The 19,941-nt window shown below is 41.3% G+C and carries 18 protein-coding genes and 1 tRNA gene; 14 read left to right on the top strand and 5 right to left on the bottom strand.

The features are described from left to right. Window positions 1-14: 14 nt before the first annotated feature. Window positions 15-1,661, top strand: coding sequence for a diphosphate--fructose-6-phosphate 1-phosphotransferase (locus tag D0T51_RS00675; protein WP_163723887.1), 1,647 nt, complete (start codon window positions 15-17; stop codon window positions 1,659-1,661). 79 nt (window positions 1,662-1,740) lie between these two features. On the opposite strand, the gene D0T51_RS00670 is transcribed toward D0T51_RS00675, so the two are convergent. Both D0T51_RS00670 and ettA read right to left on the bottom strand, forming a co-directional pair. Beyond that, the gene (locus D0T51_RS00670) at window positions 1,741-2,394 is read right to left on the bottom strand and encodes a DUF1080 domain-containing protein (RefSeq protein ID WP_163723885.1); all 654 of its coding nucleotides are present in this window, start codon (window positions 2,392-2,394) and stop codon (window positions 1,741-1,743) included. A 14-nt stretch (window positions 2,395-2,408) separates the two neighbouring features. Next, window positions 2,409-4,094 carry an energy-dependent translational throttle protein EttA gene (gene ettA / locus D0T51_RS00665; protein ID WP_163723883.1) on the bottom strand — a complete coding sequence of 562 codons (1,686 nt, stop codon included), beginning with the start codon at window positions 4,092-4,094 and terminating at the stop codon, window positions 2,409-2,411. A 282-nt stretch (window positions 4,095-4,376) separates the two neighbouring features. Here ettA and D0T51_RS00660 point away from each other — a divergent pair. Beyond that, window positions 4,377-4,449, top strand: a tRNA-Lys gene (locus D0T51_RS00660). A 154-nt stretch (window positions 4,450-4,603) separates the two neighbouring features. Next, the gene (gene argB / locus D0T51_RS00655) at window positions 4,604-5,374 is read left to right on the top strand and encodes an acetylglutamate kinase (protein ID WP_163723881.1); all 771 of its coding nucleotides are present in this window, start codon (window positions 4,604-4,606) and stop codon (window positions 5,372-5,374) included. A 50-nt stretch (window positions 5,375-5,424) separates the two neighbouring features. Here the strand turns inward: argB and D0T51_RS00650 are convergent, their stop codons facing one another. Beyond that, the gene (locus D0T51_RS00650) at window positions 5,425-6,159 is read right to left on the bottom strand and encodes a 1-acyl-sn-glycerol-3-phosphate acyltransferase (RefSeq protein WP_163723879.1); all 735 of its coding nucleotides are present in this window, start codon (window positions 6,157-6,159) and stop codon (window positions 5,425-5,427) included. A gap of 157 nt (window positions 6,160-6,316) precedes the next feature. Between D0T51_RS00650 and dnaB the strand changes: the two genes are divergently transcribed. Both dnaB and D0T51_RS12395 read left to right on the top strand, forming a co-directional pair. Further along, a complete protein-coding gene (gene dnaB / locus D0T51_RS00645) occupies window positions 6,317-7,834 on the top strand; it encodes a replicative DNA helicase (RefSeq protein WP_163724601.1) in 1,518 nt (505 codons plus the stop codon). 11 nt (window positions 7,835-7,845) lie between these two features. Then, entirely contained in the window at window positions 7,846-8,781 is a 936-nt protein-coding gene (locus tag D0T51_RS12395; protein WP_280778443.1) for a DMT family transporter, read from the top strand. 327 nt (window positions 8,782-9,108) lie between these two features. Here D0T51_RS12395 and D0T51_RS00635 read toward each other — a convergent pair whose 3' ends face one another. Continuing rightward, on the bottom strand, window positions 9,109-10,362 hold the full coding sequence (locus D0T51_RS00635) for a DUF5103 domain-containing protein (RefSeq protein WP_163723877.1): 1,254 nt from the start codon (window positions 10,360-10,362) through the stop codon (window positions 9,109-9,111). A 133-nt stretch (window positions 10,363-10,495) separates the two neighbouring features. Between D0T51_RS00635 and D0T51_RS00630 the strand changes: the two genes are divergently transcribed. The 7 genes from D0T51_RS00630 (at window position 10,496) to D0T51_RS00600 (ending at window position 16,762) form a co-directional block, all read left to right on the top strand. Then, window positions 10,496-11,854, top strand: coding sequence for a Na(+)-translocating NADH-quinone reductase subunit A (locus tag D0T51_RS00630; RefSeq protein ID WP_163723875.1), 1,359 nt, complete (start codon window positions 10,496-10,498; stop codon window positions 11,852-11,854). Window positions 11,855-11,875: 21 nt separating this feature from the next. Then, window positions 11,876-13,078: an NADH:ubiquinone reductase (Na(+)-transporting) subunit B gene (locus D0T51_RS00625; protein WP_163723873.1), complete on the top strand. Its 1,203-nt coding sequence runs from the start codon at window positions 11,876-11,878 to the stop codon at window positions 13,076-13,078. Between the two features lie 18 nt (window positions 13,079-13,096). Continuing rightward, the gene (nqrC, locus tag D0T51_RS00620; protein WP_163723871.1) at window positions 13,097-13,780 is read left to right on the top strand and encodes an NADH:ubiquinone reductase (Na(+)-transporting) subunit C; all 684 of its coding nucleotides are present in this window, start codon (window positions 13,097-13,099) and stop codon (window positions 13,778-13,780) included. Window positions 13,781-13,784: 4 nt separating this feature from the next. After that, on the top strand, window positions 13,785-14,414 hold the full coding sequence (locus tag D0T51_RS00615) for an NADH:ubiquinone reductase (Na(+)-transporting) subunit D (protein ID WP_163723870.1): 630 nt from the start codon (window positions 13,785-13,787) through the stop codon (window positions 14,412-14,414). Window positions 14,415-14,440: 26 nt separating this feature from the next. Next, window positions 14,441-15,058 (top strand): NADH:ubiquinone reductase (Na(+)-transporting) subunit E, encoded by a 618-nt coding sequence (gene nqrE / locus D0T51_RS00610; protein ID WP_163723868.1) that lies wholly within the window; start codon window positions 14,441-14,443, stop codon window positions 15,056-15,058. A 28-nt stretch (window positions 15,059-15,086) separates the two neighbouring features. Continuing rightward, window positions 15,087-16,346: an NADH:ubiquinone reductase (Na(+)-transporting) subunit F gene (gene nqrF / locus D0T51_RS00605; protein WP_163723866.1), complete on the top strand. Its 1,260-nt coding sequence runs from the start codon at window positions 15,087-15,089 to the stop codon at window positions 16,344-16,346. Between the two features lie 218 nt (window positions 16,347-16,564). Next, entirely contained in the window at window positions 16,565-16,762 is a 198-nt protein-coding gene (locus D0T51_RS00600; protein ID WP_163723864.1) for a hypothetical protein, read from the top strand. Window positions 16,763-16,820: 58 nt separating this feature from the next. Here D0T51_RS00600 and D0T51_RS00595 read toward each other — a convergent pair whose 3' ends face one another. Further along, window positions 16,821-17,276 carry a type I restriction enzyme HsdR N-terminal domain-containing protein gene (locus tag D0T51_RS00595; RefSeq protein ID WP_163723862.1) on the bottom strand — a complete coding sequence of 152 codons (456 nt, stop codon included), beginning with the start codon at window positions 17,274-17,276 and terminating at the stop codon, window positions 16,821-16,823. An 80-nt stretch (window positions 17,277-17,356) separates the two neighbouring features. Between D0T51_RS00595 and D0T51_RS00590 the strand changes: the two genes are divergently transcribed. Together D0T51_RS00590 and holA are read left to right on the top strand one after the other, a co-directional pair. Next, complete coding sequence (locus tag D0T51_RS00590; RefSeq protein WP_163723860.1) at window positions 17,357-18,133, top strand: AMP nucleosidase; 777 nt, start codon at window positions 17,357-17,359, stop codon at window positions 18,131-18,133. 21 nt (window positions 18,134-18,154) lie between these two features. After that, window positions 18,155-19,177 (top strand): DNA polymerase III subunit delta, encoded by a 1,023-nt coding sequence (holA, locus tag D0T51_RS00585; RefSeq protein WP_163723857.1) that lies wholly within the window; start codon window positions 18,155-18,157, stop codon window positions 19,175-19,177. Window positions 19,178-19,941 lie beyond the last annotated feature (764 nt).

The following is a 19,941-nucleotide window of genomic DNA, read 5'->3' as shown; positions in this document are numbered from 1 at the left end:
ACAAATACAAGAATATGACAAAGAGTGCTTTACAAATTGCAAGAGCAGCTTACCAACCCAAGGTTCCAGTTGCATTAAAAGGTGCCGTAAAAGCGGTAGACGGTGAATATACCCAATCAGTAGCCGATCAGGAAGAGATCAAAGAGTTGTTTCCTAACACATACGGAATGCCTATCATTACTTTTGAAAAGAGCAGCGCTCCTGAAAAGCTTCCTGCTGTCAACGTAGGGGTGATTCTTTCCGGAGGACAGGCTCCTGGCGGACACAATGTTATTGCCGGTTTGTTCGATGGTATCAAAGCTGTAAATGATAATTCCCGCTTGTATGGTTTTATCTTAGGACCTGGTGGGTTGATCGACCATAAATACAAAGAATTGACATCCGATATTATTGACGAGTATCGCAATACGGGTGGTTTCGATATGATCGGTTCGGGTCGTACTAAACTGGAAACAACGGAACAGTTTGATAAAGGATTGGAAATTCTGAAGAAATTGAATATCACAGCCTTGGTGATTATCGGTGGGGACGACTCTAATACAAATGCCTGTGTACTGGCTGAATACTATAAAGCGATTGATGCCGGTGTGCAGGTTATCGGCTGTCCGAAAACGATTGACGGAGACTTGAAGAACGAACAGATCGAGACTTCTTTTGGTTTCGACACGGCTTGTAAAGTATATTCAGAGGTGATCGGAAATATAGAGAGAGACTGTAACTCAGCGCAGAAATACTGGCACTTTATTAAGTTGATGGGACGTTCGGCTTCGCATATTGCTTTGGAATGTGCTTTGCAGACGCAACCGAATATCTGTATTGTTTCAGAAGAGGTAGAAGCAAAGAATATGTCTTTGGATGATATCGTGACTTATATTGCTTCTGTTGTTGCCAAACGTGCAGAGAAAGGTAATAACTTTGGAACGGTATTGATTCCGGAAGGATTGATCGAGTTTGTTCCTGCTATGAAACGCCTGATTGCCGAGTTGAATGATTACCTGGCTAAACATGACGGTGAGTTCAAGATGATCAAGAAAAGCGAACAACGGGCTTATATTATCAGCAAACTGACAAAAGACAACTCAGACCTGTATGCCAGTCTGCCTGAGGGAGTGGCCCGTCAGTTGACATTGGATCGCGACCCGCACGGTAATGTACAGGTATCCTTGATCGAAACAGAAAAATTGCTTTCTGAAATGGTTGGAAAGAAATTGGATGAATGGAAGAAAGAAGGTAAGTATGTAGGTAAATTCTCTGCATTGCATCATTTCTTCGGTTACGAAGGACGTTGCGCCGCTCCATCTAATTATGATGCCGACTATTGTTATTCATTGGGTTATACAGCTTCTTGTCTGATCGCTTCGGGTAAGACAGGTTATATGTCATCCGTACGTAATACGACAGCTCCTGCTGAAAAATGGATTGCCGGAGGTATTCCGGTTACCATGATGATGAATATGGAACGTCGTCACGGAGAAATGAAACCGGTGATCCAGAAAGCTTTGGTGAAACTTGATGGAGCTCCATTTAAGACCTTCGCTAAGAACCGTGACAGTTGGGCAGAAACAACCAGTTATGTGTATCCGGGCCCTATCCAATATTTCGGTCCGACAGAAGTATGTGATGCTCCAACAAAAACATTGCAGTTGGAACAAGCCAAATAATTACATCGTATAGATACGATACAAAAAGAGAGTGTCCTTCGGGCACTCTCTTTTCTTTTTCTTGTATATCAAGACGTAATCACATTTTCGTCACTGTCACGTTGCGAAATAGGATGTCTTTCCCTTCACTCTGTAAACCGATATGTCCTGATTTGACTTTGTTGGTTCCCGTGTTTTGGTATACTCCGTTGATAAATACGGTGATGGTACCGTCTTTGACAAAGATGTTTGCCGAATTCCATTCTCCTGCTTCTTTTTCACTGGAAGGATTCGCTTTGGCAACAACAGGGAATGCCGGACGTTTCGTGCCGGGTCTTTGGTGAAACTCGAACAGATCAGAGCCTCCTAAAAGAACAAAGTCTCCGGCTTTACCGGCGGCCAACTGACATTCTATACCATTGGGGAATGGATTGCCGTCTCTTACTTCTTCTATCAACAGAAAGATACCGCTATTAGTTGCCTCTTTGGGGTAACACCATTCTACGTGTAATTTATAATTGGCATACTTTTCTTTCGTATACATATAACCGAAAGGGTTGCCGGTAATATGTATCACTCCGTCTTTTATAGAAAAAACCTGATCGGCAGATACCGCGTTTTTGTCTACAACAAAGTTCCAGTTTGATAAGTCTTTACCGTTAAATAGTTTTTCAACCTTTTGACCGTTAGCCTCCGTCAGGGAGCCTAGGAGTGCAGCGATTAGTACTGCGAATGAGAAGATCCTTTTTTTCATGGCAGGGGGGATTATTAGTTTATTAATTTGCGGTATCGAACCCTTTTGGGTTCTTCATAGCCCGATTGTTTGCGTTTGTATTCTTCGTATTCGGAATAGGTTCCTTCGTAATAGACAACATTCGAATCTCCTTCGAAAGAGAGTATGTGGGTACATATACGGTCCAGGAACCAACGGTCGTGGGAAATCACAACGGCACAACCGGCGAAGTTCTCCAAGCCTTCTTCCAAAGCCCGTAAGGTATTTACGTCAATGTCATTGGTAGGCTCATCTAAGAGTAATACATTGCCTCCGGCTTTGAGTGTCAAGGCTAAATGCAAACGATTTTTCTCTCCGCCAGACAATACATTACACGCCTTTTCCTGATCTGCTCCGTTGAAGTTGAATTTAGAAAGATAAGCACGGGCATTTACTTCTTTATCTCCTACACGAATCAACTCTTGTCCGCCGGATATCACCTGATAAACGGTTTTGTTCGGATCGATATCTTTATGGGTCTGGTCGGCATAGGCAACACTCACGGTTTCACCCACGTCAAAGCTTCCTTTATCTATACTTTCCATCTCCATAATCATCTTAAACAGGGTTGTTTTACCGGCACCGTTCGGACCGATCACACCCACAATACCATTGGGAGGAAGCATAAAGTTCAGATCGTCAAAGAGTAACTTTTCGCCAAAAGCTTTCGCTACATGTTGTGCCTCTATTACTTTATTGCCTAAACGCGGACCGTTGGGGATGAAAAGTTCCAGTTTGGCTTCCCGTTCCACCTGATCCTCATTCAGTAATTTCTCATAGGAGTTCAAACGGGCTTTACCTTTGGCTTGCCGAGCTTTGGGAGCCATATTGATCCATTCTAATTCCCGTTCCAATGTCTTACGACGCTTGCTGACTTGTTTCTCTTCTTGAGCCATGCGTTTGGTTTTCTGGTCTAACCAAGAGGAATAATTGCCTTTCCAGGGTATTCCTTCCCCACGATCCAGCTCCAATATCCAACCTGCTACATGGTCGAGGAAATAACGGTCGTGCGTGATGCAGATCACCGTTCCGGCATATTGTTGCAGATGTTGTTCCAACCAATCAATGGATTCGGCATCCAAATGGTTCGTCGGTTCATCAAGTAATAAGACATCGGGTTGTTGAAGCAGCAGTCTACAAAGAGCAACCCGGCGGCGCTCTCCTCCGGATAATGTGTCAACCTGTTGATCTTCAGGAGGACAACGAAGTGCATCCATGGCGCGCTCCAAGCGACTATCCAGGTTCCAGGCATCGGTCGCATCAATTTTATCTTGTAATACAGCCTGGCGGGTGATTAATGCATCCATTTTATCCGGATCTTCTAATACCTCCGGATCACCAAACTTTTCATTTACTTCTTCATATTCTTTTAAGGTGTCAACAATCTCTTGTACGCCTTCTTGTACAATCTCTTTTACTGTTTTACCTGCTTCCAATTGCGGATCTTGTTCCAGATAACCAACGGAATATCCCGGAGAGAAAACTACTTCTCCCTGATATTCTTTCTCTATGCCTGCAATAATCTTCAGAAGTGTTGATTTACCAGAGCCGTTTAACCCGATAATGCCAATCTTAGCACCATAAAAGAAAGATAAGTAGATATTTTTTAAAACTTGCTTTTGAGGAGGGAATACCTTACTTACCCCTACCATTGAAAAAATAACTTTTTTATCGTCTGCCATATTTAGTAGTATATGATTGATTTATTTGAGCTTTGCCCGCAAAGATAACCACAAGGAAAGATTTCACCCAATCTGTAACCTACAAAATCTCAATAAAGTGGCAGTTTCTATCCTCTTTTTGATATTAAAATTCAAATGCGAATAAGTATCCGTCCATTTCTTGACTTTCCACAGCCTCTTTTATATAAATCATAAACTTTAAAAGAATAAAAACATCAATTTGTTTGCATGGTAAAAATTATTCCGCTACCTTTGCACCCGTATTTTAAAAATACACAGGCAGATTTGCTAGCTCAGCCGGTAGAGCACATCCCTTTTAAGGATGGGGTCCTGGGTTCGAACCCCAGGCAAATCACTTAAAGAAGGCATTCCATAAAGGATGCCTTTTTTTATATCTATACTACGCATAACCCAATATTATGGATCACCCCAAATTCTTTCCCTCCTTTTTTGTAATAATCTCATTTCTAAAAAATCACTACCTTTGCTCGATAAATAGAAGTTTATAGATGAAAGAAAAGCTTACACTGGTAAAGGTTGGAGGAAAGATTGTGGAAGAAGAGGAGACTCTTCGGCAACTGCTTTGTGATTTCTCAACGATTGAAGGATATAAAGTTTTGGTGCATGGTGGCGGACGTTCTGCTACCAAACTGGCTGCCCGGTTGGGAATAGAGAGTCAAATGGTAGACGGACGACGTGTGACGGATGAAGAAACGCTGAAAGTCGTCACGATGGTGTACGGAGGCTTGGTAAATAAAAATATTGTAGCCGGTTTACAGGCTTTAAATATAAATGCCTTAGGATTAACAGGTGCAGATATGAACCTGATGCGTTCGGTGAAACGTCCGGTAACCACAGTCGATTACGGTTATGTAGGGGATGTGAAAGAGGTTAATGCCGACTTATTGGCTGCATTGATCGGCCAGGGTATTGTACCCGTATTGGCTCCTCTTACCCACGATAAAGAAGGGCATATGTTGAATACCAATGCAGACACGATAGCCGGTGAGGCAGCCAAAGCTTTAGCCAAACATTTTGAAGTTACCTTGATGTTTTGCTTTGAGAAGAAAGGGGTTCTATTGAATGAAACGGATGAAGACAGTGTCATTCCGGAGATCGACCGTACCGCCTTTAAGCAATATGTAGAACAAGGCATTATCCAGGGCGGGATGATACCGAAATTAGAAAATGCCTATCAGGCTATTGATGCCGGTGTAAAGGAGGTTATTATCACCCAAGCCTCCGATATTCATAAAGAAGGAGGTACCAAAGTACATTGATTCCTATATCCTTTGTCAGGGAGTTTGAAAAAAGGGTAAGAAGAAATTGCTTACCCAATCACTCTTTCTACAATAGTCTTTTCTGTCTTTTCAAAAGCTTCCACAAAAGGCATATCTTTGACAGCAAAAGGTTTATGTATTGTAAATATCAGTTTGTTACCTATCCCCAACGGAAAAGAACCCCAGCGCACCATTTTCCAAGAGTTGTTGATCGTCACAGGAACGATATAAGCAGAAGGAGCATATTTACAAAGCACTTTCAGTCCATTCTCGGCAAAACGTTTGGGTTTGCCAGTTTTGCTTCTCGTACCTTCGGGAAATATAACGGCAGAACGTTTATTCTCTTCAATATAGAGACTCAAATCCCGGATAGCCGACAAGGCTTGTTTGGGATCTTTCCTGTCGATAACAACAGAGCCACCGTGTTTCAAGTTGTATGAAATACTCGGTATACCTTTTGCCAATTCAATTTTACTGATAAACTTGGGATGCACTTTGCGCATAAACCAGATGATGGCAGGAATATCATACAAACTTTGGTGATTCGCTGCTATAATAAGGGGTACACCTTCGGGTAAATATTCTTTGTTTTCTATCTTATAGGATGTTCCCAAAACATAGGTGTTGGCTACTAAGAAGAAATTCAAGAGGTCAACACTTTTCTTATGCGCCTTATATCCGAAAAGGTTAAAACAAATCCATTGTATCGGATGAAATAGAAGTAATGTGCTGTAAAACAGTACATAATAAAGAGTAGACAAAGGAATTGATAGGAGTTTTAGCATAGGACTATTTATCTGATTGCAGGCAAAAGTACTAAAAAAAGACATGCTGTACCACTATTCAAACAGCCCTGTTCATTTCTTCTTGATAACTTTCGATCATGCCTTTTCCTCTATCGACTATTTTATTGTACTTTTGGTGTCCCGTAAATACTACAATATGGCTGAAAGAACAAAGAACACTGGAAAAGGAAAGCAAAAACCCGTAATTATACCCGAAATGGGACGTCTGCAACCGCAGGCACGTGAGTTGGAAGAGGCTGTGCTAGGTGCATTGATGTTGGAGAAAGATGCTTATTCCCAAGTCAGTGAGTTACTCAAACCGGAATGCTTCTATGACAAAGCGCATGAAATGATTTATGGAGCCATCCTGGACCTGGCTGTCAGTCAGCAGCCGGTGGATATGCTGACGGTTATAGAGCAATTGAAAAAAAGAGGAGAACTGGACTTGGTTGGTGGCCCCTTCTATATATCACAGTTGACCTCAAAGGTTGCCAGTTCGGCGCACATTGAATACCATGCCCGTATAATTGCCCAGAAATACCTGGCCCGGGAGCTTATCGGTTTTACAGCCATGGTACAAGGCAAAGCCTTCGATGAATCCATCGACGTAGAAGACCTGATGCAGGAAGCAGAAGGCAAATTGTTTGAAATCTCTCAGCGTAATGTAAAGAAAGACGTTACCCAGATCAATCCGGTTATTGGGGAAGCACTTGAGATGCTTCAAAAAGCCTATAACCAAAAAGAAGGCTTAAGTGGCGTGCGCACAGGCTTTGACGGGCTGGATAAGATCACTTCCGGGTGGCAGAATTCCGACCTTATTATTATTGCGGCCCGTCCTGCGATGGGAAAAACGGCATTCGTTCTTTCTATGGCGAAGAATATGGCTGTCAATCATAATTCCCCTGTGGCTGTTTTTTCTCTTGAAATGAGTAATGTACAGTTGGTAAACCGTTTGATTGTGAATGTGTGTGAGTTGCCAGGGGATAAGATCAAAAGCGGACGTTTGGAACGTTATGAGTGGGAGCAGTTGGATTTTAAATTGAAAGAATTATATGATGCCCCTATATTTGTGGACGATACACCGAGTTTGTCTGTGTTTGAGTTGCGCACCAAGGCACGTCGTTTGGTACGTGAGCATGGGATCAAATGTATTATAATTGACTACCTTCAGTTGATGAATGCCAGTGGTATGGGCTTTGGTAGCCGTGAGCAGGAGGTGAGTATGATTTCCCGTTCATTGAAAGGATTGGCAAAGGAATTGAATATTCCTATAATCGCCTTGTCACAGTTGAACCGTGGGGTGGAGAACCGTCAGGGAAGCGAAGGCAAACGTCCCCAGTTGGCCGACTTGCGTGAGTCCGGTGCGATTGAGCAGGATGCGGATATGGTTTGTTTCATTCACCGTCCGGAATATTATAAGATATTTGAAGATGAACGAGGAAACTCCTTGAAAGGCATGGCGGAGATCATCATTGCCAAGCATCGTAACGGGGCTACGGGGGATGTGCTTTTGCGTTTCAAAAACGAGTTTGCCAAGTTTATGAATGTAGACGAGGATATTCCTGTGCGCGAGTTTTCTTCCGGCATGAATGCCGCTGAGGGCATGCCACCTATTCCTCCCAATGGAGGTGTCGACTTCCTGAGTGCCGGTGGAAACAATGAGATGCCTTTTTAATAAATAGAACAGTGTATACAGGTGAAATTATTTCTCTGGGAGTTGCTTTCTCTTGGACAATAACCGCTATTTGTTTTGAGTATGCCGGACGACGTATGGGTAGTTTGTCCTTGAATATCATTCGCCTTGCAATGGCTGTCGGCATGTTGGGTTTAACCCTTCTCTTTTTTACCGGTACGTTTTTCCCGATGCATGCCGGAGGGGAAGCCTGGTTTTGGTTGGCCATATCCGGTTTTATCGGTTATGTGTTGGGGGATTATTGTCTTTTTAATTCTTATTTATTAATCGGTTCGCGTTGGGGGCAACTCTTTATGACTTTGGCTCCTCCCTCTGCTGCTATTGCCGGTTATTTTATTCTTGGTGAACATCTGAAAATGAACGCATGGATAGGAATGGCGGTCACTCTGTCGGGTATCGCTCTTTCTATTTTTGGCAAGGGAGCAGGCATATCGCCTAAAATAACCCTTAAACTCCCTGTGAAAGGGATATTGTTCGGCATAGGCGCTGGAATCGGGCAGGGGGTAGGTCTTGTGTTTAGCAAATTGGGTATGGATTATTATATGCAATCTGTTGATTTGCAGGATGAAGTGGCGGTTCGTCTCGTACCTTTTGCCTCTACCCAGATACGCGCCATTGTCGGTTTGGTCGGTTTTTTAGTTCTGCTCTTTGTAACCCGACAGGGCAAAAGATTTATATATTCATTGAGTGACCGGAAAGCTATGGTTTCGGCTACGGGAGGAACCATCTTCGGTCCTTTTCTGGGAGTTTCTTTTTCTTTGATGGCGGTTCAATATACAGAGGCTGGTATTGCTTCCACGCTTATGGCTCTTACACCTATTTTTATCCTGGCTCCTTCGTATTTCTTTTTCAAGCAAAAAATTACTCTCCAGGAAATAGCAGGAGCAATAATCAGTGTATCCGGGGTCTCTCTTTTCTTTTTCTCTTGATAATTAAGGATTTAATAATGGGTGGTATCCGGTATACGCCGCCGGTTATTTTGGCTTTTCCCGGATTCATTGCGGGATAATTTTAGTGTTGATAGCTATCGTCACTACTAACGATAGCTATCATCAGTAGTAACGATAGTTATCATCAGTACTGACGATAGCTATCAACACTAAAATATTCCGTATGAAAATTCAATAAACAGCCTGTTTTTTGAATAAAAATCGGTGTAGAAAGAGGGCATCATGCGTTCGGAAACGAGCGTGTACAGACCTTTGAAGTGGAAATCGGATCATCAAGAAAAAGGAGATGCCCGCAGGATTGTCTAGTTATTGTAATTTCAGGGTAGAAATACCGATCAGACGATCGTAACGTTCCCCCATGGGGCGGTAATAAACATAGATACTGTATTCGTTTTCTGTCTCATAGTAGTCGCCTTCCAACAAAGCCGTTTCTCCCCGGCTTTCTCCCCGGGGTACAAAAAGGTATTGATAGTTATAATGTCCTTGTTTGAGTAGAACGGATTTTTCATATTGACCGGCTTGGTGATTGTATTCCATTTTACTTTTCTCATCCTGCACATTATGAAACAATTCTCCGGATAGATAAACATCCCCATCGGTGTAATAATCAGACACTAAAGTAAAGTGCACAATCTGATAGTCCGCTTCCGTATCCGGGTCGTTGCATTTATTGCAATGAATAAGGAAACGTCCGTCCTGGTCCTGATCGTATTGATAGGAGCGATGGCTGCGGGGGATATCCGGGTATAAGGTGACATGGTAATACGGATTATGGAAGGAGATGTTTTCCACATGCATGCCATTGTAAGCCGTACTCAGAAACTCCGTCCGGCGGTATTCATTGCCGGCTTTAAAGATTAATTCGCGTATATGGGAATAATTCAACTCCGTATTGGATATCTGCATGGGCATAAAGCCGGTTATGGCATTGTCTCTGCGGTTGTTTTGATATACCCATATCTTTAAGTCGGTTTGCGGATGGGGGATCTGAAAGTTGCGTGTGTTTATACGAAAGCTAACCTGTTGATGGGATTGGTTGGTATCGATATTCGTATTGCTACTGACCGAACTGGCAATCACTATTTTGGGTTCGACAACAGAAAAGCAAGCAGTAAGTACGGTTTCTTCCGGGTTATCTTCGTTGTAGACGCGCACGGCATAATTACCGGATACTTTCAATTGTATATCTTCATTGGGTATGTATAGTTTATAGTTGCTGTAAGCGATCGTTGTTCCCATGGAATTGGCATACGATTCGATAGGAAGTCCCTGAAAACCATTTACATATTCGATGGGAGAGAGGGTGGATTGTTTCCAGTCGGCATCACAATGAATAAGGCTATAGGCATAATGTTGGTATCCGGAAGTCATTGCATCGAAATTTATTTCTATCTGTTTTCCGCCTTGCATGGCAATAATCGGATTCGATAGACTTTCACCGGCCACTTTCACCTGCAGTGTTTTGATCAGATCATGGTGAATATTCGTTTGGTAAATAACTTGTGCACTGAGTGAAAAAGCCATGAAAATGAAGAGAGTTATTATCTTTAGTTGTCTCATTTGAATCCGTCTTTCGTTTGTTCTGCAAAATTATGGAATTATTTCTTTAATAATTTCCTTTCTTCTGTTATTAAGCATAAAAAAATATGTAACTTCGCGGCAAATTACCAAAAATAACAATGTAAGTTATATCATGGCAAATGTGATTAAGATTAAAAAAGGTTTAGACATTAATCTGAAGGGAAAAGCTTCGGATGTACTGTTAACCGGGAAATCGAGTGCGACATATGCTATCGTGCCCGATTCTTATAACGGTATTTATCCTAAAGTTGTTGCCCGAGTAGGAGATAAAGTCAAAGCCGGTTCTGTCCTGATGATTGATAAGAACCGCCCGGAGATCAAGTTTGTTTCACCCGTAAGCGGTGAAGTGATTGCCGTAAACCGTGGAGAGAAGCGCAAAGTGCTTAGTATTGTTGTGCAGCCGGATGCGTCTATCGAGTACGAAGATTTTGGCAAAAAAAGTGTAACTTCCCTGCAAGCGGAAGAGGTAAAAACGACTATCCTTGCGGGTGGTTTATGGCCGTATATCAAGCAGCGTCCGTATGACAGGGTGGCTTCACCTACGGATTCTCCGCGGGATATATTTGTGTCAGCGTTTTATTCGGCACCTTTAGCTCCTCATTTTGATTTTATTCTTCAAGGAGAAGAGGCTAATTTCCAGACAGGTTTGGATGCCTTGGCGAAACTTACATCCGGAAAAGTGTATGTAGGGGTACGTCCCGGTTCTTCGGTGAAACCCACTGGAGTGGAGGTCCTTGAAATTGAAGGTCCGCACCCTGCTGCTAATGTAGGTGTACAGATTAATCACATCCGACCTGTGAATAAAGGCGAAGTTGTTTGGACGGTAAACCCACAGGATGTTATCTTGATAGGTCGCCTGTTTAATAAAGGCGTTGCAGACTTCACCCGCATGGTGGCTATCACCGGTGCCGAAGTATCGGAACAGGGATATAGAAAAGTTATTGCCGGTTGTACCCTGCGTAGCCTGGTGGAAGGAAATATGCTTTCTTCCAACGGTGCAGACAAACACGTACGTATCATCAGTGGAAATGTACTGAGCGGTACGCAAGTGGGATTGGATGATTATCTGATGGCCTATGATAATCAGGTGACTGTCATACCGGAAGGAGATGATGTGAATGAACTCTTCGGTTGGGTGATGCCTGGTTTGGATAAATTCAGTACAAGCCATACGTATTTCTCCTGGTTGTTGGGTAAAAAGAAAGAGTACAATATTGATGCCCGTATCCGGGGAGGTAAACGTGCCATGATTATGTCTAATGAATACGATAAAGTATTCCCGATGGACATTCTGCCCGAATACCTACTGAAAGCTATTATCACATTCGATATCGATAAAATGGAGAATCTAGGTATTTACGAGGTGGCTCCGGAAGATTTTGCACTTTGCGAATTTGTGGATACATCGAAGATTGAAATACAAAAGATCGTCCGTAACGGTTTGGATCTGCTTTACAAAGAAATGAATTAATAACTAAAAAATTAGAATACATTGAAAGCGTTAAGGAATTATCTCGACAAGATTAAGCCCAACTTTGAGGAAGGCGGAAAGCTGGCGATGTTCCGTTCTGTATTCGAAGGCTTCGAAACATTTTTATTTGTACCGAATGCTACTTCGAAATCAGGCGTACATATTCATGACAGTGTAGATTCAAAGCGTACGATGACCATTGTGATCTTTGCTTTGTTACCGGCTTTACTTTTCGGTATGTACAATACCGGCTACCAGCATAATCTGGCGATTGGTACGGATCCAGGATTCTGGATGACTTTTATTTACGGTTTTCTGGCAGTATTGCCAAAGATTATCGTTTCGTATGTAGTAGGGTTGGGCATCGAATTTGCTGTCGCCCAGGTGAAAAAAGAAGAGATCCAGGAAGGATTTCTGGTTTCAGGTATCCTGATCCCTATGATTGTTCCCATCGATACCCCTCTGTGGATGATTGCGGTGGCAACTGCATTTGCTGTTGTTTTTGCCAAAGAAGTGTTTGGCGGAACAGGGTATAATGTATTTAATGTGGCTTTGGTGACACGTGCGTTCTTGTTCTTTGCTTATCCGGCGGCAATGTCGGGCGACCAGGTGTTCGTACGTACAACTGACACTTTTGGTTTAGGCGCAGGAACAGTGGTCGATGGTTTTTCGGGAGCTACTCCCTTGGGACAGATCGCTATTGCTTCTAAAGATATGATCGGTTCGTTTCAAAGTGTAGATGTGTTGGGTAACCCGCTTACTACATGGGATATGTTTCTGGGATTAATCCCGGGATCCATTGGGGAAACATCCGTATTGGCTATTTTGATCGGTGCGGTGATTTTGCTCTTTACAGGCGTGGCCAGTTGGAAAACGATGTTTTCCGTATTTGTTGGTGGAGCTGTATCTGTATTGATTTTCAATATGGTAGGAACAACTGTATCCATGAGTGTTTCTCCCGTAGATCATCTCTTCCTGGGTGGATTTGCTTTCGGAGCAGTCTTTATGGCTACCGACCCGGTTACATCGGCACGTACCGAAACCGGCAAATATATTTATGGATTCCTCGTGGGGGCTATGGCAATTATTATCCGTGCCTTGAATCCGGGTTATCCCGAAGGTATGATGCTTGCTATCCTGTTGATGAATACGTTTGCTCCGTTGATCGACTACTATGTAGTAGAAGGTAATATTAACCGTCGCTTGAAGAGAGCTATCAAATAATTTTAGAATAAGACGATTATGAATAGAGATAGTAATGTATATACCGTAATCTATGCTTCTGTAATGGTTGTTCTTGTGGCTGTCGTATTGGCATTTACCTCACAGTCATTGAAAGAATACCAAAAGAAGAATGAAGATAACGATAAAAGACAACAGATTCTTCGCTCCATAAATGTAGAAGCTACAGCCGATGAAGCGGAAATGAAATACAATGAACTGATTAAAGAATCTTTCCTTGTTGATGCGAAAGGACAAAAAGTGGAAGGAGAAGCATTTTCAGCGGATGTAGTGAAAGCTTTTGCCGAAAATAAATATCCTGTGTTTGTAGCGAATGTAGATGGTCAAACCAAATATATCATGGCCTTGCAAGGTACCGGTCTTTGGGGACCTCTTTGGGGATATATCGCGTTAAACGATGATAAAAACACCGTTTTCGGAGCGAACTTCAGCCACGCAGGGGAAACTCCTGGTTTGGGAGCAGAAATAACGACTCCCTCTTTCTATAAACAATTTCCGGGAAAGAAGATTTTTAATAATGGTACATTTAAATCCATAGCTGTGGTTAAACCCGGCAAGAGTGCAATCGGACAGGACTATGTCGATGGGATTTCCGGAGGTACGATTACCAGTCAGGGTGTTGACCAGATGATTTTAAACAGCTTGGAAGGATATGTTCAGTTTCTAACCTCACAAAATCAGTAACAAAATGGGATTATTATCAAATAAGAATAAAGAAGTACTGGTTGGCCCGTTGAGTAAGAACAACCCGGTAATCGTTCAGATGTTGGGCATTTGTTCGGCGTTGGCTGTAACATCCAAGTTGGAACCTTCTATTGTAATGGGACTTTCGGTAACAGCCGTTGTGGCTTTTGCCAATGTGATCATCTCTCTGATCCGTAATACAATACCTAACCGTATCCGTATCATTGTGCAATTGGTGGTCGTAGCAGCATTGGTAACTATTATCAGTGAAGTATTGAAGGCTTTTGCCTATGATGTAAACAAGCAATTATCCGTATTTGTGGGGTTGATTATTACAAACTGTATCCTGATGGGACGTCTGGAGGCCTTTGCCTTGGGTAACGGACCTTGGGAATCATTCCTGGACGGTATTGGTAATGGATTGGGATACGGAATAATCCTGGTTATTGTCGGGTTCTTCCGTGAACTCTTAGGCTCGGGCACTTTGCTTGGTTTCCAGGTAATCCCTGAGGCTGTCTATGACTTTGGATATGTAAACAACGGGTTGATGATCCTGCCACCTATGGCGCTGATCGTCGTTGCGGTCATTATTTGGGTTCACCGTTCGAAAAATAGAGAACTCCAGGAAAATTAATGCTAAATCAGTAAAGAATTATTAGAATGGAAGAATTATTAAGCACATTCGTACGGTCGATTTTTGTTGAAAACATGATTTTCGCATACTATCTGGGTATGTGTTCTTATCTGGCTGTTTCCAAAAATGTAAAGACCGCTTTAGGATTGGGATTGGCGGTGACATTCATCCTTGTATGTACGTTGCCGATAAACTATATGCTTGAAAACTATGTATTGAAAGAAGGTGCACTCAGTTGGTTGGGTGCTGAATATGCAAGTGTTGATCTTAGCTTCTTGTCGTTGATCATCTTTATTGCTGTTATTGCTTCTTTTGTGCAATTGGTAGAGATGGTGGTGGAGAAATTTGCTCCTGCTCTGTATGCTTCTTTGGGTATCTTTTTGCCGCTTATAGCTGTGAACTGTGCCATTTTAGGAGGATCTTTGTTTATGCAACAAAAAGCATTTGCCAATGCAGGTGTTGCTACTGTGTATGGATTGGGATCGGGTATCGGTTGGTTGTTGGCCATTATTGGTATGGCGGCTATCCGGGAGAAGTTGGCTTATTCCGATATCCCTAAACCATTGAAAGGTTTGGGTATTACATTCATCATTACCGGTTTGATGGGTATTGGATTTATGTGCTTCTCGGGTCTTAAAATATAAGTATTAACGCATAAACAATAATATAAAGATGATTCTATTAATGGAAGGCGGATTGACAATAATGGCCGGAGCAGTGATATTCCTTGTGATTACACTGATTCTGGTGGGTGCCTTGTTGTTCGCTAAAGCAAAGCTGATACCATCTGGAAATGTAAAGGTGGTAGTGAATGGCGAAAAAGAATTTGAAGTACCGATGGGAGGAACTGTTATTGGAGCTCTTCAAGGTCAAGGTATTTTCTTGTCATCTGCCTGTGGAGGTAGCGGTAGTTGTGGACAATGCCGTTGTCAGATACCGGAAGGAGGAGGCAATATTCTTCCTACTGAAGTAGGCTTTTTCTCCCGGAAAGAGATCAAAGATAACTGGCGTCTGGGATGTCAGACAAAGATCAAAGAAGATATAAAGATACAAGTACCGGAAGAAGTCTTTGGAGTGAAAGAGTGGGAGTGTACAGTGGTGTCGAATCATAATGTGGCTTCTTTCATCAAAGAATTTACGGTACGTTTACCGGAAGGGGAAGTGATGAACTTCAAACCTGGTAGTTACTCACAGATTAAGATACCTGCGTTTGATCTGAAGTTCACGGAGTTTGATGTGGACGATCGTTTCAAACCGGAATGGGATAAGTTCAAAATGTGGGATCTGGCTTGTAAGAATGAAGAAGAAACGATCCGGGCTTATTCGATGGCTAATTATCCGGCAGAAGGAAATATCATTACGTTGAACGTACGTATCGCTACTCCTCCGTTTGATCGGAATGCAGGAGGCTGGATGGCAGTGAATCCGGGTATCGGCTCTTCTTATATCTTCAACCTGAAACCGGGGGATAAGGTGAAAATGTCTGGTCCTTATGGTGACTTCCATATCCTGGATACCAAACGTGAAATGTTATACATCGGTGGAGGTGCAGGTATGGCTCCTTTGCGTGCGCATCTGTTACACTTATTTAATACGCTGAAAACAACAGATCGTACGGTATCTTACTGGTATGGTGCCCGTTCAAAGAATGAAATCTTCTATGAAGAAGACTTCCGGGCAATTGAAAAAGAATTCCCGAACTTTAAGTTCAATATAGCCTTGTCGGAACCACGTCCGGAAGATAACTGGACAGGGTATGTAGGCTTTATCCACCAGGTGATTCATGATCACTATCTGAAAGATCATGAAGCTCCCGAAGATATTGAATATTACATGTGTGGTCCCGGCCCGATGGCAAAAGCCGTTGAAGGTATGTTGGATAGCTTGGGTGTTCCTCGTGAAATGTTACATTTTGACGATTTCGGAGCATAAAACTCTTATTTATATATGGAGAACGGAGAAAGTGATACACTTTCTCCGTTTTTTTATATTTCCGGAATTGATCTTATCCCGGATTCCCCTTTTTTATCCTGTCATAAATGCCTGCTGAGTCAGAAGAATAGTAAAAAAAGTGGTATTATATATAATAAGATGCAGCATTTAACGTTTTAACTACATCTAAGCTTATGTATTAATCAAATATAGTTGACATGAAGCCTTTGATTTTATCTTTTTTTCTGGTTATTCTGGCCTATTCACTTTTCTTTGACAAAGAAGAAAAGCAAAAGGTGAATGAACCGTATCCTGCAGTTATTCAGTCTATACATATGAATACGGAAGATTCTATCCAACCGGTGGATACATTGGTGTTTTTGGCCGACAAATATCGGGTGGATATAAACTTGTAAGAATGTAAGAGACCTTGACTATCTTATTTACTCATCAGGCTCAGAGAGCTACACTTCTTTATTTTTCTAACTCTTTATAATCCGGAATATATTGTAGGAAAGAATAGGATTGGGTAAGATAATCTATTTGGCAACAAAAATGATTAAACCCATTGCTGACTATCAGGTATTTTACTTGTAACACCATATTGTATCGGACAATCTGGTCAAACACCTTATCTGTGATTTCAATGTCCGGTGCTTTATACTCTATGATAACCAATGGAGTGAGGAAGCGATCGTAGGCAATGGTATCACATCGTTTATTCGTGTTATGCAATTTTATGGCAACTTCATTGGCTAAAAGTTCTTTGGGAAATCCCTTTTCTGTCATTAGATAGTTCACAAAATGTTGACGTACCCACTCTTCCGGAGTGAGCGCTACATATTTGTTTCTGACAAGATCCAGTATGTATTTTTTCCCTTTCTTTTCGGTAACTTTCGTGGGATATGTTGGTAGGTTTAACAAGAGCATTTGTTATATTTGTTGTTTCATACAGGACGCATCGGATCCGCAGAGTCGGCCGATGAAATGCACATCAAAGGTAGTGATTTATGAAAACAAAACAAGATATTGTCGAAAATTGGTTGCCTCGTTATACGGAGCGTAAGTTAGAAGATTTTACGAAGTATATCTTATTGACCAATTTCACGAAATATGTAGAGATTTTTGCGGATCATTTCAATGTACCCATATTCGGCTTGAAATCGTCAATGCCTAATGCTTCTGCCAAGGGGATAACCATTATTAATTTTGGGATGGGAAGTGCGAATGCCGCCACTATCATGGATTTACTTTCTGCCGTTATGCCTAAAGCGGTGCTTTTTCTGGGTAAATGCGGAGGCATAAAGAGGGTGAATGCCTTGGGAGACTATGTGTTGCCTATTGCCGCCATTCGTGGAGAAGGCACGTCGAATGAATATTTACCACCGGAAGTTCCTTCTTTACCTGCTTTTTCTATGCTTCGCGCTATATCATCGGCTATCCGCGATTGTGGGAAAGATTATTGGACAGGCACTATATATACAACCAACCGTCGTGTGTGGGAATACGACAGCCATTTTAAGGAGTATTTGCAGAAAACACATGCCACGGGGGTGGATATGGAAACTGCGACCTTGTTTACAGCCGGATTTGCCAATAAAATACCAACCGGAGCTTTATTGATGATTTCGGATAAACCCTTGGAGGAAGATGGGGTTAAGACGGAAGAAAGTGATAGAAAAGTAACGCAACAATTTGTCGGAGAGCATGTTATTTTGGGTATAGAGACCTTGAAACAGATTATCGATGAAAAGAAAACGATCCAGCATATTCGGTTTAGTTGGTAATGATTAGATTGTAAAAACACAATGGCGAAAACGGAATATACTTTTGAAGGGATTTGTCGTGATATACAGGCCCGAAAATTTCAACCTGTTTACGTACTGATGGGAGAAGAGCCTTTCTTTATGGATAGGATCACAGACTTACTCTTGGAACAGGTTTTGGATGAATCGGAAAAAGACTTCAACCTGACTGTTTTATATGGGGCTGATACGGATGCGGCTACCATCATTAATGCAGCCCGCCGTTTTCCTATGATGTCTGAAAGACAGCTTGTGGTTGTCCGTGAAGCACAGTTGGTGCGTGATATTGAGTTATTGGCTAACTATGTAAAGAAACCACTGGAATCGACTGTTTTGGTTATTAACTATAAATATAAAACCTTAGACAGACGTAAACTCTTGGCTTCAGCTACTGCAGCTACAGGTGTTTTGTTTGAATCGAAAAAGATACCGGATTATAAGATGCCGGCTTTCATCACTTCTTTTATGCAACAACAGGCTATCGGTATTGATAGTAAATCAACGCAGATGCTGGCTGATTTTTTGGGGAATGATATCAGTCGGTTGAATAAAGAACTTGAAAAATTAGTGATCCTATTACCGGAAAATGGTCCTAAACGTATTACGCCGGAAATGATCGAAGAGAACATCGGTATCAGTAAAGAGTTTAATAATTTTGAGTTATTAAAGGCTTTAGCAACCAAAGATGTTTTGAAAGCCAATCGCATTGCTCAGTATTTTGAAAAAAATCCCAAGAGTAACCCTATACAAGTTACGCTTCCTGTCTTGTTCAATTATTTTTCAAACCTCTTGATCTGTTATTATTCAAAGGATAGATCGGAGAATGGAATTATGCAGGCTTTAGGTTTTCGAAATTCTTTTCAGGTAAAAGATTATATGATCGGCATGCGTAATTACAATGCTATGAAAGTGTTTAATCTGATTAGTGATATCCGAACAACAGATGCACGCTCCAAAGGAGTGGGGAATCCTTCAGCCAGTGATGCCGATATCTTAAAAGAACTCCTTTATAAGATTATGCACTGATCTTTTCTTTTGAGAAGGCTATTTAATCTCGTTTTTTCTAGAATAATAAGAAAGGAGAGTCTGAAAATGCGACTTTCCTTTTTGTTTTTCAGATACTTATCCTGTTTTTTACTGCCTGTAGATTGCTCTATTTGATTTTCTCCCTACAATTACTCACAAATAGGGTAAGGATTGAGGGTTTGTCGGTTTGTGTAAAAAAATCTCTTTTCATCTCTTCTTTATACTCTTTTTTCAAAGAGTCATTTTGTCACTTATGATTTATTGTAATATATTTTAACTGATACTTATGTATACAATATCCAAGTATAAATGAGAATCATAATAATAAGTATACAAAGATATGATTGGATACAATTGTATAATACTTGAAGCACATAGTTATGAATATATCTGTATACAGATACAATGCTAACACATATATACATATACTTTTATTGAAACCTGTAACTTAAAAGTTAAATTCCGGATATTCAGTAAAATAATGAATGATATTAAACTATTACATTAGAAAAAGGCGGTGTACTACTGCTTTATTTTGTAACACTCCTGTTATAAGCCTGTTTTATCTGTACATTCTATTTGAATATCAAATAGTTTGTCCTAATTTGTAAAGTTTTTATTTGCCATAAATAAATCAATTTCCGCAGAGTGATACATTTGTGACGTCTCATTTGTATACAACTAGGATTACAATTGTTTTGTTTAAGTTTATAAAAAGATATTGCGCAAATGGAAACATATATATATATTTGTAACAAAATAGA

It is taken from the genome of Parabacteroides sp. 52 (assembly GCF_010500925.1).
GTDB lineage: Bacteria > Bacteroidota > Bacteroidia > Bacteroidales > Tannerellaceae > QVMG01.
This window is presented reverse-complemented; position numbering and strand designations above follow the sequence as displayed.

Coding starts and splice junctions, on each gene's coding strand:
- D0T51_RS00675 (WP_163723887.1), top strand. CDS start 15: ATGACAAAGAGTGCTTTACAAATTGCAAGAGCAGCTTACCAACCCAAG.
- D0T51_RS00670 (WP_163723885.1), bottom strand. CDS start 2,394: ATGAAAAAAAGGATCTTCTCATTCGCAGTACTAATCGCTGCACTCCTA.
- ettA (WP_163723883.1), bottom strand. CDS start 4,094: ATGGCAGACGATAAAAAAGTTATTTTTTCAATGGTAGGGGTAAGTAAG.
- argB (WP_163723881.1), top strand. CDS start 4,604: ATGAAAGAAAAGCTTACACTGGTAAAGGTTGGAGGAAAGATTGTGGAA.
- D0T51_RS00650 (WP_163723879.1), bottom strand. CDS start 6,159: ATGCTAAAACTCCTATCAATTCCTTTGTCTACTCTTTATTATGTACTG.
- dnaB (WP_163724601.1), top strand. CDS start 6,317: ATGGCTGAAAGAACAAAGAACACTGGAAAAGGAAAGCAAAAACCCGTA.
- D0T51_RS00635 (WP_163723877.1), bottom strand. CDS start 10,362: ATGAGACAACTAAAGATAATAACTCTCTTCATTTTCATGGCTTTTTCA.
- D0T51_RS00630 (WP_163723875.1), top strand. CDS start 10,496: ATGGCAAATGTGATTAAGATTAAAAAAGGTTTAGACATTAATCTGAAG.
- nqrC (WP_163723871.1), top strand. CDS start 13,097: ATGAATAGAGATAGTAATGTATATACCGTAATCTATGCTTCTGTAATG.
- D0T51_RS00615 (WP_163723870.1), top strand. CDS start 13,785: ATGGGATTATTATCAAATAAGAATAAAGAAGTACTGGTTGGCCCGTTG.
- nqrE (WP_163723868.1), top strand. CDS start 14,441: ATGGAAGAATTATTAAGCACATTCGTACGGTCGATTTTTGTTGAAAAC.
- nqrF (WP_163723866.1), top strand. CDS start 15,087: ATGATTCTATTAATGGAAGGCGGATTGACAATAATGGCCGGAGCAGTG.
- D0T51_RS00600 (WP_163723864.1), top strand. CDS start 16,565: ATGAAGCCTTTGATTTTATCTTTTTTTCTGGTTATTCTGGCCTATTCA.
- D0T51_RS00595 (WP_163723862.1), bottom strand. CDS start 17,276: ATGCTCTTGTTAAACCTACCAACATATCCCACGAAAGTTACCGAAAAG.
- D0T51_RS00590 (WP_163723860.1), top strand. CDS start 17,357: ATGAAAACAAAACAAGATATTGTCGAAAATTGGTTGCCTCGTTATACG.
- holA (WP_163723857.1), top strand. CDS start 18,155: ATGGCGAAAACGGAATATACTTTTGAAGGGATTTGTCGTGATATACAG.